The sequence below is a fragment of the Streptomyces echinatus genome (assembly GCF_014203595.1).
GTDB lineage: Bacteria > Actinomycetota > Actinomycetes > Streptomycetales > Streptomycetaceae > Streptomyces > Streptomyces echinatus.
In genome coordinates this window covers 505,949-522,160 of sequence record NZ_JACHJK010000002.1, presented here as the reverse complement: position 1 = coordinate 522,160, position 16,212 = coordinate 505,949, and the positions used below count along the sequence as shown (strand labels likewise).

The 16,212-nt window shown below is 73.3% G+C and carries 13 protein-coding genes; 6 read left to right on the top strand and 7 right to left on the bottom strand.

All coding sequences use genetic code 11. The features are described from left to right. The first annotated feature begins 40 nt into the window (after positions 1-40). From FHS34_RS06855 to FHS34_RS06845, 3 genes are all read left to right on the top strand, one after another. Positions 41-1,345, top strand: coding sequence for a cytochrome P450 family protein (locus FHS34_RS06855; RefSeq protein WP_184962905.1), 1,305 nt, complete (start codon positions 41-43; stop codon positions 1,343-1,345). A 104-nt stretch (positions 1,346-1,449) separates the two neighbouring features. Then, the gene (locus FHS34_RS06850) at positions 1,450-2,709 is read left to right on the top strand and encodes a cytochrome P450 (protein WP_184962176.1); all 1,260 of its coding nucleotides are present in this window, start codon (positions 1,450-1,452) and stop codon (positions 2,707-2,709) included. Next, the gene (locus FHS34_RS06845; protein ID WP_184962174.1) at positions 2,706-3,497 is read left to right on the top strand and encodes an enoyl-CoA hydratase/isomerase family protein; all 792 of its coding nucleotides are present in this window, start codon (positions 2,706-2,708) and stop codon (positions 3,495-3,497) included. The genes FHS34_RS06850 and FHS34_RS06845 overlap by 4 nt, the downstream gene beginning before the upstream one ends. On the opposite strand, the gene FHS34_RS06840 is transcribed toward FHS34_RS06845, so the two are convergent. Further along, positions 3,498-3,971 carry an SRPBCC family protein gene (locus FHS34_RS06840; protein WP_184962172.1) on the bottom strand — a complete coding sequence of 158 codons (474 nt, stop codon included), beginning with the start codon at positions 3,969-3,971 and terminating at the stop codon, positions 3,498-3,500. It lies immediately after the preceding gene. Between the two features lie 67 nt (positions 3,972-4,038). Beyond that, on the bottom strand, positions 4,039-4,869 hold the full coding sequence (locus FHS34_RS06835; protein ID WP_184962170.1) for a DeoR/GlpR family DNA-binding transcription regulator: 831 nt from the start codon (positions 4,867-4,869) through the stop codon (positions 4,039-4,041). Between the two features lie 298 nt (positions 4,870-5,167). Here FHS34_RS06835 and FHS34_RS42315 point away from each other — a divergent pair, with 298 nt between their 5' ends. Both FHS34_RS42315 and FHS34_RS06825 read left to right on the top strand, forming a co-directional pair. Further along, complete coding sequence (locus FHS34_RS42315) at positions 5,168-7,888, top strand: hypothetical protein (protein WP_184962168.1); 2,721 nt, start codon at positions 5,168-5,170, stop codon at positions 7,886-7,888. Between the two features lie 138 nt (positions 7,889-8,026). Further along, entirely contained in the window at positions 8,027-8,455 is a 429-nt protein-coding gene (locus tag FHS34_RS06825) for a nuclear transport factor 2 family protein (RefSeq protein WP_184962166.1), read from the top strand. Between the two features lie 89 nt (positions 8,456-8,544). On the opposite strand, the gene FHS34_RS06820 is transcribed toward FHS34_RS06825, so the two are convergent. The 4 genes from FHS34_RS06820 to FHS34_RS06805 form a co-directional block, all read right to left on the bottom strand. Further along, a complete protein-coding gene (locus FHS34_RS06820; protein WP_184962164.1) occupies positions 8,545-10,980 on the bottom strand; it encodes a right-handed parallel beta-helix repeat-containing protein in 2,436 nt (811 codons plus the stop codon). 229 nt (positions 10,981-11,209) lie between these two features. Then, complete coding sequence (locus FHS34_RS06815) at positions 11,210-11,815, bottom strand: Rv1733c family protein (protein WP_184962162.1); 606 nt, start codon at positions 11,813-11,815, stop codon at positions 11,210-11,212. 168 nt (positions 11,816-11,983) lie between these two features. Next, positions 11,984-12,844, bottom strand: a complete 861-nt coding sequence (locus FHS34_RS06810; RefSeq protein ID WP_184962159.1) for an MOSC domain-containing protein — start codon at positions 12,842-12,844, stop codon at positions 11,984-11,986. Between the two features lie 45 nt (positions 12,845-12,889). Next, the gene (locus FHS34_RS06805) at positions 12,890-13,327 is read right to left on the bottom strand and encodes a DUF6643 family protein (protein WP_184962157.1); all 438 of its coding nucleotides are present in this window, start codon (positions 13,325-13,327) and stop codon (positions 12,890-12,892) included. A 284-nt stretch (positions 13,328-13,611) separates the two neighbouring features. On the opposite strand from FHS34_RS06805, the gene FHS34_RS06800 reads away from it, so the two are divergent. After that, complete coding sequence (locus tag FHS34_RS06800) at positions 13,612-14,886, top strand: TerD family protein (RefSeq protein WP_225817758.1); 1,275 nt, start codon at positions 13,612-13,614, stop codon at positions 14,884-14,886. Between the two features lie 127 nt (positions 14,887-15,013). Here FHS34_RS06800 and FHS34_RS06795 read toward each other — a convergent pair whose 3' ends face one another. Beyond that, the gene (locus FHS34_RS06795; RefSeq protein ID WP_184962155.1) at positions 15,014-16,207 is read right to left on the bottom strand and encodes a glycosyltransferase; all 1,194 of its coding nucleotides are present in this window, start codon (positions 16,205-16,207) and stop codon (positions 15,014-15,016) included. Positions 16,208-16,212: the final 5 nt, after the last annotated feature.

The window sequence follows — 16,212 nt, the reverse complement described above, 5'->3', positions numbered from 1 at the left end:
CCGCCAGTCAGCCCCCACCCCCGCCGGGGCCAGATGCCCCATGCACGACGCCTCGTTCGCCGCCGACCCCCACCAGGTGTACGACCGGTTGCGCGCCCACGGTCCGGCAGGGCCGGTCGAACTCGCGCCCGGCATAGACGCCACCCTGGTCGTCGGCCACGAGACGGCGCTGCGCGTGCTGCAGAATTCCACGCTCTTCGCCCGGGACGCCCGCCGCTGGAAGGCGCTGAACGAAGGACGGGTCGCGCTGGACCACCCGGTGCTGCCGATGATGATGTACCGGCCCAACTGCCTGTTCACCGACGGCGCCGTGCACCTGCGGCTGCGCAAGGCCGTCACGGACAGCCTCGCCCGGCTCAACATCACGCGCATCCGCCGGGACGTCGAGCCCATCGCCGACTACCTCATCGACCAGTTCAGCGAGCGCGGCCGGGCGGACCTCCTCAACGACTACGCCAAGCTGCTGCCGCTGCTGTTGTTCAACAAGCTCTTCGGCTGCCCGGCGGACATCGGTGACACCCTCACCAGCTCCATGTCGGCGATCTTCGACGGCAAGGACGCCCTGCGCGCCAACGAGGAGCTCACCGGCTGCCTCATGGAACTGATCGCCCTGAAGCGGCGCCGGCCCGGTGACGACGTCACTTCCTGGCTGATCCAGCACCCGGCGGGGCTGACCGACGAGGAACTCAAGGACCAGTTGGTCATGCTGATGGGCGCCGGCGTGGAGCCGGAGCGCAACCTGATCGGCAACGCGCTGCTTCTGCTGCTGTCACCCGGCTCCAGCGGACGCGACTCAGGGCTGCTGATCGAGGAGGCGATCGATCACGTGCTGTGGAACCAGACGCCGATCGCCAACTACGCCACCCACTACCCGGTGCAGGACGTGGACCTCGGCGGGGTGGTGGCCGAGGCCAACACCCCGGTCGTCATCAGCTTCGCCGCGGCCAACAGCGATCCCGCGCTGGCCGAGGCCCGCCGGACGCACAGCAAGGGCGCCCACCTGGCCTGGGGAGCGGGCCCGCACGCGTGCCCGGCCAAGGACCCGGCGCAGGTCATCGCCGTCACCGCGATCGAGAAGCTCCTCAACGCCCTGCCCGACCTGACGCTGGCCGTCCATGAGAAGGAGCTGGAATGGCGGCCGGGACCGTTCCACCGCGCGCTGGGCACGCTGCCCGTGGCCTTCAGCCCGACACCGGCGACCCGCATGGCCGCCGCGCTGCAGGGCCGGACCGTCCCCGCGGCGCCGGAGCAGCCGTTGCCCATGTCTCCGGCCGCCGCGACACGTCAGGAACCGGCCAGGAAGAAGGGCTTCTGGAGTACGTTTTTGGACATCTTCCGGGTCTGATGTGCCGTGTGTGACGGGAGCAACACTGTCAGGCGCATGACCAAGGGGAGGGGAGGGGTAGGTTCCGGCGGTAACGGCAGTACCCATCCACAAAGGAGCCTCGCGTGACCGCCGCCGGCGTCATACGCGGTACCACCGACCGCCGGGCGGTCGTCCCCCTCCTCCGCCGGCTCCGTTCCCAGGAGGGACAGGCCAACCCTCTTCCCGTCTGGGACGATCTGCGCGCGCTCGGCGAAGTGGTCCCCGCTCCGTGGGGTGGGTACTTCGTGACGGGATTCGAGGCCTGCAGTCAGATCCTCCGCGGCCGGGACTGGCTCGTGCCGGACTTCGCCTGGCAGGAGCGCCGGCCCGACGCGGCTCGCTGGCAGGATCCGGCGACGCGGGAGATGACGCGGACGCTCTCCCGCCTCAACCCGCCCGTCCACACCTTCCAGCGCCGCGCCCTGGGCAATCTCTTCGACCGCCACACCCTGGAGGTCATGCGGCCGCAGGTCGACGCCCATGTCACCCGGCTCCTGGACGACCTCGATCTCCAGCTGCGCCTCCGCGGCGAGGCCGACTTCGCCACCACGGTCGGCGACCAGCTGCCGATCCAGACCGTGGGGCACTGGCTCGGCATCCCGGCCGAGCACTTCCCGCACATCCTGGACTTCACCCACCGGCAGGTCCACGCCCAGGAACTGCTCCCCACCAAGAGCGAACTGGCGATCTCGGCCGAGGCCACGCTGGAGATGAGGGCCTTCTTCACCGGCCTCGTCGCAGACCGGCGCGCCCACCCGGGCGACGACGTCCTCAGCGGATGGATCCGCTACTGGGACGTCCAGTACCCCGACGACCGCGCGGCGGCGGACCAGATGCTGTACGACCTGACGATGTTCATCACCATCGCCTCCCTGGAGACCACCGCGACCATGCTGGCCAACGCGGTGTGGTTCCTGACCCGGGATCCCGCCCGGGCCGACTGGCTGCGCAGGCACCCCGACCACATGGACGACGCGGTCGACGAGGTGTTGCGCTACGACCCGCCGATCCACCTCAACTCGCGCTTCGCCGCCGACGACACCGTCCTCGCCGGCGTACCCATCGCCAAGGACACCACCGTCCACGTCCTCTACGGCGCCGCCAACCACGACCCGCGCCGCAACCCGGAGCCCCACGTCTTCGACATCCGGCGCAAGGGCGGCCACCTCACCTTCGGCGGTGGCGCCCACTACTGCCTCGGCACGGCCCTGGCCCGTATGGAGGCCCGCCTCCTGCTCACCCAGCTGCTGCGCCGATTCCCCACTCTGCGGCCCGCCGCGTGCCCGGCCTACGCGAACCGGATGGTCTTCCGGCGCATCACCTCCCTGAAAGTGACGACATGACCGCCCTCTCCTTCGGAGCCCTCCCGGCCGGTGCCGTACGGCAGACCCTGCGGACCTTCCGGGAGGGCCCCGTTCTCACCATCGAGCTGAACACCCCCGAGCAGGGCAACGCGGTCACCGACACCATGCTGGACGACCTGCTGGCGGTGCTGCAGGACCAGGACCCGGCGGTCCGGGTGGTCGTGCTCACCGGGAGCGGCGACGACTTCTGCCTCGGCGGGGACCGCGGCGAGTTCACCCGGCATCTCGCCCACGATCCCACGGGCAGCGGCATCCGCATGTCGGGAATCAAGGCGCAGCGCGTCTGCGACGCCCTGACCGCGAACCCGGCCGTCACCATCGCCCGTGTCCACGGCAAGGTGATCGGCGCCGGCATGGCCCTGGCGCTCGCCTGTGATCTGCGGGTCGGATCCGAGGACGCGACCTTCCGGCTGCCCGAACTCGCCCTCGGACTGCCCACCGCCTGGGGCGGCCTCCTGCCTCGCCTCATCAACGAGGCCGGTGCCGCACGAGTCCGCGAACTCGTCCTCACCGGCCGCGCCTTCACCGCGACGGAGGCCCAGTACCTGTCCATCCTGCAGCGGGTCGTCCCCGCTCATGAGCTCGACGCGGCCGTCGCCGACTGGGCCCGGCCCATCGTCCGCCGCCCCCCGGCCGCACTGCGCGTCACCAAGACGCTGCTCAACTCGCTGTCCGCCGCCTCCCGCCTGGCCGACGTCTCCGTGCTGGACGCGGAACTCATGGCCGCTGTCGTGGCCGAGTCGCACCAGGCCCGCGGCACCGGCTGATCAGAGCGCCCCCACGCGCCGGTCCAGGGACGTCACCGCGTCCCGGAAGGCGCGGCCCAGGCCCGGGCGGGCCAGGCCGAGGACGGCCCGGAACGGTGCCGTGCCGTCGGCGGCGAAGGTCCACTGCACCCGGGTGCCGGTGCCCCGGGGAGCGAGGCGCCACTCCTCGACCAGGGCGCGGGCGCCCGGCGCGTTGGTGGTGTCGACACGGTAGGCGTACACCTCGGGCTCCTTCGCCACGAGCACCGTCTCCTCGAAGCGCGTCCCGCCCCTGAGCCGTATCTCCCGCCCGGCGCCGCCGTCGGTGACCCGGGCGAGCTTCACGGCAGAGAACCACTGCGGCCAGCCGGGCACGTCGTCGGCGAGCGCGTGGAAGACCCGCTCGGGGGACGCGGAGATCTCCCGCGCGAAGACCAGCCGCACCGGCGCGGTCGCGACGAAGCCGAGATCCACCGGGCGCAGACGACGAGCCATGGACGTAACCCCCTTGTGCCACTCCCGTGGCGCGGTCGACCGGGCGGCCACCATAGCTGAGGGTGCCTCAGATGTCTGCGGCGTCTTCCCCGGGCTCTCCCGCCACGACCACCCGCAGATGCTCGGAGATCTCCGCGCGCGCCTCGGCGGGCAGGCCCGCGTCGGTCACCAGCGTGTCCACCTGATCCAGCGCGGCGAAGGAACTCAGGCCCACCGTGCCCCACTTGGTGTGGTCGGCGACCACCACGACCCGGCGCGCGGAGTGCACCAGCCGCCGGTTGGTCTCGGCCTCCGCGAGGTTCGGCGTGGACAGACCGGCCTCCACCGATATGCCGTGCACGCCGAGGAAGAGCAGATCGAAGTGGAGCGAGGCGATCGCCTGGTCGGCCACCGGTCCGACCAGCGAGTCCGACGGGGTGCGGACCCCGCCGGTCAGCACCACCGTGGCCGAGCCCTGGCGCTGCCCCGACGTGCGCTGCGCGGCGTGGAAGACGTCCGCGACCCGCACCGAGTTCGTCACCACGGTCAGGTCCGGCACCTCCAGCAACTGCTGGGCGAGCGCGTACGTCGTGGTACCGCCGGACAGGGCGATCGCCGCCCCCGGAACGACCAGGCGGGCCGCGGCGCGGGCGATGTCCTCCTTGGCGGTCAGCTCCAGCCCCGACTTCGCCTCGAATCCCGGCTCGTGGGTGCTCGCCTCGACCACCGGCACCGCACCGCCGTGCACCTTCTCCAGCACGCCCTGGCGGGCCAGCGCGTCCAGATCGCGGCGCACGGTCATGTCCGAGACGCCGAGCTTGCGGGTCAGTTCGTTGACCCGCACCCCGCCCCGGCGCCGGACCTCGTCCAGGATCAGGGCGCGGCGCTGCTCCGCGAGGAGGTTCTGATTCTCACTCACGTACGCTCCGGTCCTTTCGCCGCCCAACCGTCCGACACGTCCGGCGCACCGGCTCCGACCAGGAAATTCCGTCCGTCCTGCAGTGCGCGGGCGTCCCATCCTTTCACGGGTCGGTGCCGGTTGCGCCACCACCTGCCGGCCCGGGACACCACCGGCTCGGGCCGTCGGCCGACCCGTCCGCCGTCACACGGATCGGGGAGATTCCGTGACGAGAGGTGTACACGGCCGCCGGACCGGAGATCCTGGAGCCCGCACGGCACACAGACGTCAGGGCGTCACGGGGGAAGTGCGAGAACCAGTGGAACGTGCACGGCTCCGCCGCGCGGGGCGGTATGAGGAGCGGGTCACGGGGCGGCCGACGGAGCCGGGGGCCGACCTGGAACTGCTGGTGCACGGAGTCGGCGGGACCACGCCCGAGAAGATGCTCGGTGACCCGCGCACGGTCCGGGTCACCGGCGACGACACGGCCGCCGTCTTCCGGCGCGCCGAGGACGCCGGGCCCGCCCCGGACGCCGGCGCCGAGAGCGGTTCAGCGCGCGATCCCGGGAGCGACCCGGGGAGGACGGAGCCGGGGAGAGACCGTGGGGAGGAGCCCGGGGGAGACCTTGGGCGGCCGCCTGTGGCGGACCTCGGGAAGGAGCGCGGGCGCGGGCCGGTCCGGGAGGCGTACGTCTGGTGCAACCTCACCTCCGGTGACGGCAGCCGCGCCCTGTGGCTGTTGTTACTGCCGTTCATGGTCGTCAACCTCGCCCACTGGATGCGCCCCGCCGGACCCGGCCGCCCGCGAACCGTCCGGCTCTACGGCCTCCTCGTCCGGCTCTTGGCCCTCACCCTGACCGTGCTGCTGGCGGCCGCCGCCTGCGAGGTGGCCCTCGACCTGGTGGCCTGGCAGTGCGCGGGGAGCCGGGCCTGCGTCCGCCGCCACTCCTGGCTCGGCTTCCTGTCGCCCGCGGCCCCCGGAGCGCCCGCCGGGTCCGGGGGCTGGTGGAGCGCGCCCGGCCGCCGGCTGGCCCTCGCCGCGGTGCTGCCGGCCGCGCTGACCGGTCTGCTCTGGTACCTCTCGCACCGCACCTGGAACGCGTACGAGTCCCAACGGCCACTGTCCGCCGCCACGGGAACGGACACCGAGGACCCCGGGGCGGTGGCGGGCGCCGAAGGACCTCAGCCGGACAACGACGACCCGGGCGCGGGTGCGCGCGGTCCCGGATCCCCTGCCTGCGATCCCGAGTCGTGCGCCCGTGGGCCCGGGCCGGGCGGCGATGCCCCCGGAGCGGGCGGCGGCGGAGCCGGACCGGGTTCCCACCGTTGTGGGGCGGGTGCCGGTGGTCCCGGCGCGGGTCCTCGCCACCCTGTACCGGGCGGTGACGAGGCAGAGTCGGGCGCGCACGGCAGTGCGCTGATCCGGCCCGGGTTCTGGTACGGGCGCCGTCTGGTCGCCCGGCTCCGTGCGGCGCACACCGCGGCAGGCCTGCTCACGGTGGCCGCCGCCGTCGCCACCCCGGCGGCCCGGTTCGACCACCGGCCCGGCGGCCCCGCGGCCCTGGAGGCCCTCGGCCGACCGCTGGTCGCGGCCCTGTTCGTCTGGGCGGTCGCGGTGGTGGGAGTCGTCTGCCGCCGGGGCCGCAGCGAGAACCGGCTCGACCGGCGGCTCGACCGGCGCCTCGTCCGCTCGTTGCCGCTCGTCGCGCTCGTCCTGCTGCTGCTCAGCGTGGTGTACGCCGGCTGGTCCCGGCCCGGCTGGCGGTCCACCGGACGGCTGCCCGGCGACCCGGCCTTCGGTGCCCTCATGCTGGTCCAGGGCCTGCTCGTCGTCGCCCTCGGCGCCGTGGCCCGGGACCTGTACCGGCGCCGCCCCGACCCGCGTGCCGGGATGCGGGGCCTCGGCGGTCCCGCCGTCACGCTGCTCGCCTGCGCGCTGGGCGGTGTGATGTCCGGCGGGATCGCCCAGCGCGTCGCCGACTGGCTGGACGGAACCCGTGCCCTCCTGGCCGGGCCGCCCGTGCTGCTGACCTGGCAGGCGTCCGCCATCCCGCCGACCTTCGCGGTCCTGTCGGTCCTGGCCGTGCTGCTCGCGCTGCGCACCGCCCGGCTGGCCCGCGCCGAACGTGACCGTGTGCGCCACGAGCACCCCGGGGAGCCCGAGGACCCGTCCCGCACCCGGGCCATCGCGCATGCCCGGGCCATGGCCGCCCTCACCGACCGGGTGCCCCTCGTCGTCACCGTCCTCACCGTCACCACCCTGCTGCTGGGCACCGGTGCGCTGATCGGTGCCCTGGCCACCGGGAAGACGCCCGACGGCGCGGCCCACCGCACCCACCATGTCGTCCGGGCCGTGGCCGAGACCTCCCAGGCACTGGGCTCCTGGCTGGTCGGACTCGGCTTCCTGCTCTTCGTGACCTGGGGCAGACGCGCCTACAAGGACGCCTCGGCACGGCGGACCATCGGCATCCTCTGGGACGTCGGCACCTTCTGGCCGCGCGCCGCCCACCCCTTCGCGCCGCCCTGCTACGCCGAGCGCGCGGTGCCCGACCTGACCTGGCGCATGGCCACCTGGACCCGGCGCACCGGAGGCCGGCTGGTCCTGTCCGGGCACTCCCAGGGCAGCGTCCTCGCCGCCGCGGCGGCCTGGCAACTGCCGCCGTCCGTACGCGGCCGGGTCGCCCTGCTCACCTACGGCTCCCCGCTGGAGCGCCTGTACGGCCGCTGGTTCCCGGCCCACTTCGGGCCGCCCGCGCTCGCCGCGCTGCACCATGACATCGCCTGCTGGCGCAACCTCTACCGGCGTACCGATCCCATCGGCGGCCCGGTCCGCGTCCCCGGCGACGCGACCCCGGAAGTCGACCACGAGCCGCTGCCCGACCCCCGCGCCTACGGCCGTACCGCCGACCACCCGCTGCCGGCGCCGATCCTCGGCCACTCCGACTACCAGTCGGACCCCGCCTTCACCCGCGAACGAGCGTTGCTCCTCGCCCGTCTGTGCCCCGGACTTCCCGGCCAGCGCCCGGAGCAGGGGACGTGACCCCGTCACGTCGAGGGCTTCACTAATCAAGTTTTACCAGTGAGGCGAAGAGGTGTACTCTCACAACGTGAGTCCGCTAGGCAAACTTGACTAGTTGGCTCGACCGATTCGGCTTCCCCTCCCACCGAAGGAGCCCGTATGACCTTCCTGCCCGACACCGGATACAGCCCGACCGACGAGGACCGCGCGAGCCTGGACGCCTGGTTCGCGGCGTACGACGCGGCGAGCGGCAAGCGGGATGTCGAGCGGATGGCGGACCTGGCGGTCTTCCCGCTCAACCTCGTGAGCGACGACTCCGCGGGCGACGGCCGATCGGCGCAGTGGGACCGGGAGCGGTTCGTCGCGACCATGACCCAGGTGATGGGCGAGGGAAGCCAGGACATCGCGTTCGAGTCCACCCGGACACCGGTGTTCCTGTCCTCCGCCATGGCCGTCGTCTTCACGGACTCGACCATGACCGTCGACGGCCACTCCCAGCGGCTCCGGTACGCCGACATCCTGCTCCGGCGGGACGGTAAGTGGGCGTTCCAGACGATGATCCAGGGCGGCTGGGGCGACAACCTCTAGCCCCGCGGCCCCCTGGACCTGCGGCGCGGAGGAGTGGGAAGCCGGTGCGGCTGCCCGGGCTGCCCGGGCAGCCCGGGCTGCCCGGGCGCTCAGGGCAGCTCCGGCAGATCCTCCGCGTACAGCAGGGTCAGGTCGTCGGTGGTCGGGTCGGGGAGCTGGGCGACACGGCTCGCGTGACGCTCCACCATGGCCTCGAACGTCTGCCGGGCGGTGCGGCCGTTGCCGAACGCGGGACCCTTCGGGATCGCCGTGAAGTACTTCAGCAACGCCTCGGACGCGCCCGGTGCCAGCCGGTACTCGTGCTCGTCGGCCTGCTGCTCCACGATCCGCAGCAGCTCCTCGGGGCCGTAGTCGCCGAAGGTGATCGTGCGGGAGAAGCGTGAGGCCACGCCCGGGTTGACGGAGAGGAAGCGCTCCATCTCCGCGGTGTACCCGGCGACGATCACCACCACCGCGTCCCGGTGGTCCTCCATCAGCTTCACCAGCGTGTCGATGGCCTCCTTGCCGAAGTCCCGCCCGGCGTCCTCCGGGGACAGCGCGTACGCCTCGTCGATGAACAGCACACCGCCGCGCGCCCGCTCGAAGGCCTCCTGGGTGCGGATCGCGGTGGAACCGATGTGCTCGCCGACCAGGTCCACCCGGGACACCTCCACCAGGTGGCCCTTCTCCAGCACGGCCAGCGAGGCGAGGATCTCGCCGTAGAGCCGGGCGACCGTCGTCTTGCCCGTACCGGGGGAGCCGGTGAAGACCAGATGCCGCTTGACGGAGGCCGCCTTCAGCCCCGCCCGCTGCCGGCGCCGGCCCACCTCGATCATGTCGGTCAGCGCCCGCACCTCGCGCTTGACGCTCTCCAGGCCCACCAGCGCGTCGAGTTCTCCGAGCACGACCTTCGACGTCCGCTGCGGCGCCGGTTCCGCGACGGCGACGGGCGGCTCCTGCTCAGCCGCCCGCTGCCCGGGGAACGCGCCCAGCAGGCCGGCGGACTGCGTCACCGTCTGCACGGCCGCCTCCCGGGCCGCGGGCGTCCGGGGGCCGCCGCTCTCGTCGCTGGTGCAGTCCTCCACGACCGGTCCCGTCCCGGAACCGGCGTCGGGGCCGCCGTCGGCGAACTCGTACCCCCCGCGCGCGCACCGTTCCGTACGGCACCTGCGCAGCGTCGTACGGCAGCCGTCGATCACATGGAAGCCGTAACCACCGCTACCGGTGACCCGGCAGCCGAGGAAGCTGCCCCGGCCGCCCGCCGAGACGTAGAAACCGGCCTCGGAGGGGGAGTCGACCGTGCAGCGCTCGATGGTCGGGTCGGCGCCCTTGGTGACGATCACTCCGGTCTGGGTGCCGTCCAGAGTGCAGTTGTCGAGTGCGCCGCCGCTGCCGTGGTCGCGGAACCAGGCACCGGTGGCGGCCTCCCTGATCCGGCAGTCGTCGAGCTGAGCCGTCGCCCCGTCGCTGACCGACACCGCCGTGTTGCGCACCTGCGACAGGTCGCTGTCGACGACGTCCACGCGGGAACCACGGTCCAGCACGAACAGCGCGTCCGGCACGTCGTGCACCCGGCAGGAGTCGAGGACGGCGGTGGCCCCGTCGCTCACCCACACCGCCGGGTAGTCGCCGGTGCTGTCGAAGATCTCGCACTGGTTGGCGTCCACCCGGGTCCCCGGGTCCCACACCGACAGGCCGTTGCGCCCGAACTGACGGACCGTCGTCCGGGTCAGCGTGAGCACCGAGCGTGAACGCAGGTCGACCGCGTTCTCCGGGATGTCGTGGATGCGGCAGTCGGCGAGCGTGAGCACCGCGTCGGTGTCCAGGGTGATGCCGTCGGCGGTGGTGCGGTGCACATCGCAGTCGGTCAGGTGCGCGGTGGCGCGCTGAGTGATCTGCACCCCGGAGCCGCGCACCTCGTAGATCTCGCACCCCACGGCCTCCAGCGCGGAGTTCTCTCCGGTCGCGGTGAGCCCGGTGCCCGAGGCGTGGTGCACCCGGCAGCGCTCCAGGCGCGGACGGCCCCCGCCACGGACCGCCACGCCCGCCTGTCCGGCCGCGACGACCTCGCACTCCTCGAACACCCCGCCGCCGCCGTCGAGTACGGCGATGCCGATGCCGGCCGGGTTGTCGACGGTGCACCGGCGCACGGTGGGACGCGCGCCGCCGCGCACCTCGATGCCGACGGCGGACCGGGTGACGATCCGCAGGTCCAGCAGCTCGGGCGTGCCCTCCTCGACCAGCAGTGCGGGCGCCGCCGCGTCCTGGCCCTCCACGTGCAGGTCCTGCACCACGGCCGAGGCCCGCACGACGAGCGGCACCCCGTCCACGGGCGCGATCCGCACCGAGCCGGGCGAGCCCTCGGGCCCACGGAGTGTCACCGCCCGCTGGAGGACGAGGTTCTCCCGGTACGTGCCCGGGGCGATGGTGAGGACGTCGCCTTCGGCGGCGGCCTCCAGGGCGGCGGCGAGCGAAGCGTACTCACCCGTGCGGCGCCGCCACCGCGAGGTACCGGTGTGGGTCACCTGGACCGTGCCCTGTGCCATGGCGTTGCTGTGCCCCCACCTCGTCGTACTGATGGCGCGCCGCCCGTCGGGCGCTGCCGCCGGCGCCCGGACCGCGACCGTGCTCGGTCTCCGGGCGTGAGCGCGTCCGCGCTCCCGGAAAATACGCTCGCTCCCGGAGAGAGGAACCCGCGGGTCGTCGCCGGCAGCGCTTCGGCCGGTCCACCGTAGCGCGTGCCAGGACGCTCGGTTGACCAGAGCCGGAAGGCCGTCAGCTGCCGGTGCCCGCCTTGCCCCAGTCCGGGCCGGCCCGGTCCCACGCCTGGTCCCAGCGCGCGTACCGCCGGCGGACCAGGCGCCAGACGGTCAGGCGCCGGGCGGTCTCGACCAGGGCCGCGGTCAGCAGGGCCGCGCCGATCCCGGCGAGCACGGCGTTCGTCGTCGCCGTGGCGGAGTCCAGCGGGCGGGTCGTTATTCGGCCGTGCCGGTCGGTCCAGAGCTCGAAACGGTCCCCGCGGTGCGGGGACCGGAGGTCCGCCAGGACCGGCCCGTGCCGCCGGGTGCCGTCCGGTGCGGTCCAGCGGGCGAGGACACGGCTGTGGGCCTCGCGCCCGGAGGTCGTCACGGGGTCGGCCTCCGGCAGGGCGCCGCCCAGCTTCCTCACGACGGTGGCCGTGACGGCATGGCGCGTGTGCCGCTGCTGCCGTGCGGACCGCTGGAGCGAGTCCTGGGCGGAAGCGCCGACCAGACAGCCCGTCACCGGTGCGGCCACGGTGATCAGGAGCAGTGCGACGAGAGCCACCCAGGCCTCGGCCAGATCGGTCGTGCGGCGCAGCGGATTGTGCCGCCAGCGCCAGAGCCCACCCAGTGCCCGCACGCCCCCACCCCCTCACGGCCCGTCACCCACCCCGGCACCGGCTCTCGCCCGCCCGGCCCGGGGAAGGCGGCTCACCCGCGCCGCGGTGTCCGGCGTACGCGGCCTGTCACGGATTCCACACGCTTCCTCAACGAGCGGGCCACGGCCACCGGTTCCCGGTCCGGCGGATCAGTGCCGGTCCGCCGCCGGCGTGCTGCCGGCGGGCCGGTCCAGCACCCGGACCGGGTCGCCGACTCTGATCGTGCCGGGGGAGAGGGGCACCAGGTTCTGCCCGAACAGCAGCTTCCCGTCGATCCTGCGGTGGCGTGCCAGGGTCTGCAACGGCTCCCGGCCGCGTGCCGCGGTCTCCTGGTCGGTGGTGGTCACGACACACCGGCCGCACGGCTTGGGGACCCGGAAGACCACCTCGCCGACGGCGATCCGCGTCCAGTGGTCCTCGGCCCAGGGCTCCGTGCCGGCGATGACGAGGTTGGGCCGGAACCGGTTCATGGGAAGGGGGCCCTCGTGGGCGTTGCGCCCCCCGGCGATCAGGGAGTTCAGCGCGTCCAGCGAGGCCACCGTGGTGGCCAGCAGGGGATAGCCGTCGGCGAAGCTCACCGTCTCGCCGGGCAGGGCGTGCTCGGGGTCGATCGGGCGGCGGACGGCCGGATCGTCCATGTGCACCAGGCGGACCTCGGCCCCCAGGTAGGCGCTGCACCACGCGTGTGCGGCCGGGGCCGCCAGAACCGCCTCCACCTTCGTGCCGAACACGGTCATCGGCAGGGTCTCCGCCGGATCCGGCACCTCGACCGTCAGCGGCGCCCGGCCGGGCGCGGACAGACGGACGCCGCCGCCGGCCAGAGGCTCGGCGGCGGCCAGCGCGAGGCGCGGCTGCTCGCGCTGTGTGACGACCTTTCCCCCGTCGTCGATCAGCGTCCAGCGTCGGTCACCGGCCAGGCCCCAGGGCTCCACGACGGCCTCCCGGAGCGACACGGCTCGGAACGCCTTGACCGGATGGACGTGGATCGACTGCACTTCGGCGTTTCCCATGCCGTCCATCGTGCCAGGTGGCACCGACGGCCGGGGGCGCGCCGATCAGTAGCCGCGGTACTGCTGGTTGTTGTACGGATCCTGGTACGGAGCCGGCGCGGGCCGCGGCGCGGCCGGACGCATGGCCTCGTACCCGTTGCCCGCCGCCATCGGCCGCTGCTGCTGCGGGGCCTGCGGTCCGGGGTAGCCGCGCGGGGCGCTCGCCTGCTGCGGGATGTACGCCGTGGGCGCGTGCTGCAGCGGTGCGGGCTGCTGCGCCTGCGGGTAGCCGTAGGCAGGGGCCTGCGCGGACGGGGCCGCCGGGAGGGCGGGGAGAGCCGACGGCAGGGCCGGCAGGCTGCTGCCCGTGTCGTAGGCGGCGGGGACCCGGATCGGGGCGATCTGCGGGGTGCCACGCTCGGCCACGAGCGAGTCGTAGATCGGGGTGTCCGGGAAGGAGGCGGAGTAGTAGCCGCCACCATAAGTGGAGCGGGGGGAGGTCATGGCACATAAGTTAAGCCCACGATGTGCTGGTTGGGGAGACCGATAAGAGGGTTGTTTTCCGTGTCGGCAGTGACCTGGGATCCCCAATATGAGCGAACTCGGCAAAAAGGGACGCCCGTCGTCGTTTGGATCGTGTAAAGGCGAGGTTCCTCCGGGGTTACCGGCGGTTGACCGGCGATCTTGCTGCGCCGTTCCGTGGGCACGCGCGGTGCCCGGGAATAGGTTGTGCGGGTAGGGATGACACGGGCCGGGACGGCCCGGGCGAAGACGAATGCCGACACGCGATGGGGGCGGACATGACAATGTCGAAAGGATCGAACACGCCGGTGCCGAGCACGGCGCTGCGCGTCGAATTGGGATGGCGTTCCGGTCCCGGCGTACCGGACGCCGACGCCTCGGCCCTGCTGCTCGTGTCCGGAAAGGTCCGCTCCGACGGGGACTTCGTCTTCTACAACCAGCCCGCCCACTCCTCCGGCGCGGTGCGCCACGAGGGCAAGCGGACGACCGGCGACCGGGTCACCGACACCCTGCTGGCCGACCTCCCGCGCGTGGAGGGCGCCATCGAGCGGATCGTGCTCGCCGCCTCCGCGGACGGCGGAGCGTTCGGGCAGGTCCCGGACCTCTACATCGAGGTGACCGACGCCGGCTCCGGCCAGGTGGTCGCCCGCTTCGACAGCCCCGGCGCGACCGTGGAGACCGCCTTCGTGTTCGGCGAGCTGTACCGCCGCCAGGGAGGCTGGAAGTTCCGTGCCGTCGGCCAGGGCTACAGCAGCGGACTCGAAGGTCTCGCAACGGACTTCGGCATCACCGTGGACGAACCCCAGCACGCCGCGCCGCCGGCCCCGGCCACCACGCCGCCACGCCCCGCCGTGCCCCCGGTCACCGCGCCGGCGCGCCCCACCACGGCCCCTCCGTCGCCCGCCGCCCAGCCGGTCCGCCTGACCAAGGTCACGCTCACGAAGGCGGCCCCGTCCGTCTCGCTCGCCAAGCAGGGCGGCACCTCCGGTGCCATGCGGGTGAACCTCAACTGGCAGACGCGCAAACAGGCGCAGAGCCGGGGCGGCCGGTGGGGCGGCCGTGCCGACCTCGACCTCGACCTGTGCGCGCTGTACGAACTCACCGACGGCCGCAAGGGAGTCGTACAGGCCCTCGGCAACGCCTACGGATCGCTCAGCCGGCCGCCGTACATCCACCTCGACGGCGACGACCGCACCGGTGCCGTGGCCGCCGGCGAGAACCTCACCATCAACCTCGACCACAAGCACGATTTCCGGCGCATCCTCGTCTTCGTCACCATCTACGAAGGCGCCCGCTCCTTCGCCGACCTGCACGCCACCGTCACCCTGCAGCCGCAGCACGGCGCGCCCATCGAGTTCTCGCTCGACGAGTGCACCGTCGCCTCCCCGGTGTGCGCGCTCGCCCTGATCACCAGCACCGGCAGCGACCTCGTCGTCCAGCGCGAGGTGCGGTACCTGGTGCCGGAGCGCGGATCGAGTCCGCAGCGCACCGTGGACCACGCCTACGGCTGGGGCATGAACTGGACGCCCGGCCGCAAGTGACCGGGCTTGAGGACCTCCCGTTCGGCGCACGCGGGGGGCGGGCCCCGGCGCGGCTCGCGGGTCCGGCTGATCCGGCCCGACGCCCCGGACGCCGCCGGCCCGAGCCGACCCGATCCGGACGAACCCCCTAGCCCTCGTCGGGCACGGCGTCCGGACGGGCGTAGGTGCGGCCCTTCCACGCGGCCCCGCGGCCGCGGTAGTGCTGCACCGCGGAGTCGACCGTCATCAGCAGATAGAGGAACGCGGTGAACGGCAGCAGCGGGGCGAGCCACAACGGCTGCCGGTAGTACCGCAGCATCGGCCCGTACGTCCCCGCCATCACCGCCCACGCCGCCGCCCCGGCGAGCGCGGTCACCGCGCTGCCGCCGGCCGCGCCCACGACCACGGCGGCGGGCGGGACCAGGTACACCAGCGCGAGCCCCGCGACCGTGCCGAGGAGCAGCAGCGGGTTGTGCCGCAGCTGGGCGTACGCGCTGCGCGAGACCATCCGCCACAGATCGCCCAGCCGCGGATAGGGACGCACGCTGTCCACCCGGTCGGCCAGTCCCAGCCAGACGTGACCGCCCGCGCCCTTCACCGCGCGCGCGAGCGCCACGTCGTCGATGACGGCGTGCCGGATGGACTCCGGGACACGCGCCTTCTCCGCCATGCCCGCCCGCAGCAGGACACAGCCGCCCGCCGCCGCGGCCGTACGCGCTCCCTTCCGGCCGATCCACCGGAAGGGGTACAGCTGCGCGAAGAAGTACACGAACGCCGGGACCACCAGCCGCTCCCACGGGCTCGCCACCCGTAGCCGCGCCATCTGCGACACGACGTCGAAACCCCCGGCGCGGGCCGCCGCCACCAGCTCGCGCAGGCTGTCCGGCGCGTGCGCGATGTCCGCGTCCGTGAGGAGCAGATATTCGGGGCCACGCGCGCGTGCCAGCCCGATGCCGTACCGCACCGCCCACAGCTTGCCCGTCCAGCCCGCCGGCGGCTCACCGGGCGACCCCACCGTCAGCGGCAGCCCGCCGTGCCGCCGGGACAGCTCGCGGGCGAGCTCTCCGGTGCCGTCCGTGCTCCCGTCGTCCACCAGGAAGACCTCCGCCCGCCCCGGATAGTCCTGCGCCAGCAGCGACGGCAGACTGACCGGAAGCACACCGGCCTCGTCGCGGGCCGGTACGACCACACAGACCGGCGGCCACTCGTCCGGTTCGCGGCGCCGCGGCAGCCGGACGTCCGTGCGCCAGAAGAAGCCCTGGCCGAGCAGCAGCCAGCACCACGCGGCCAGCGACACGACGGTGATCCACAGGAAGGCGCTCACGGCGGCAGTCTGCCCCACCCGAC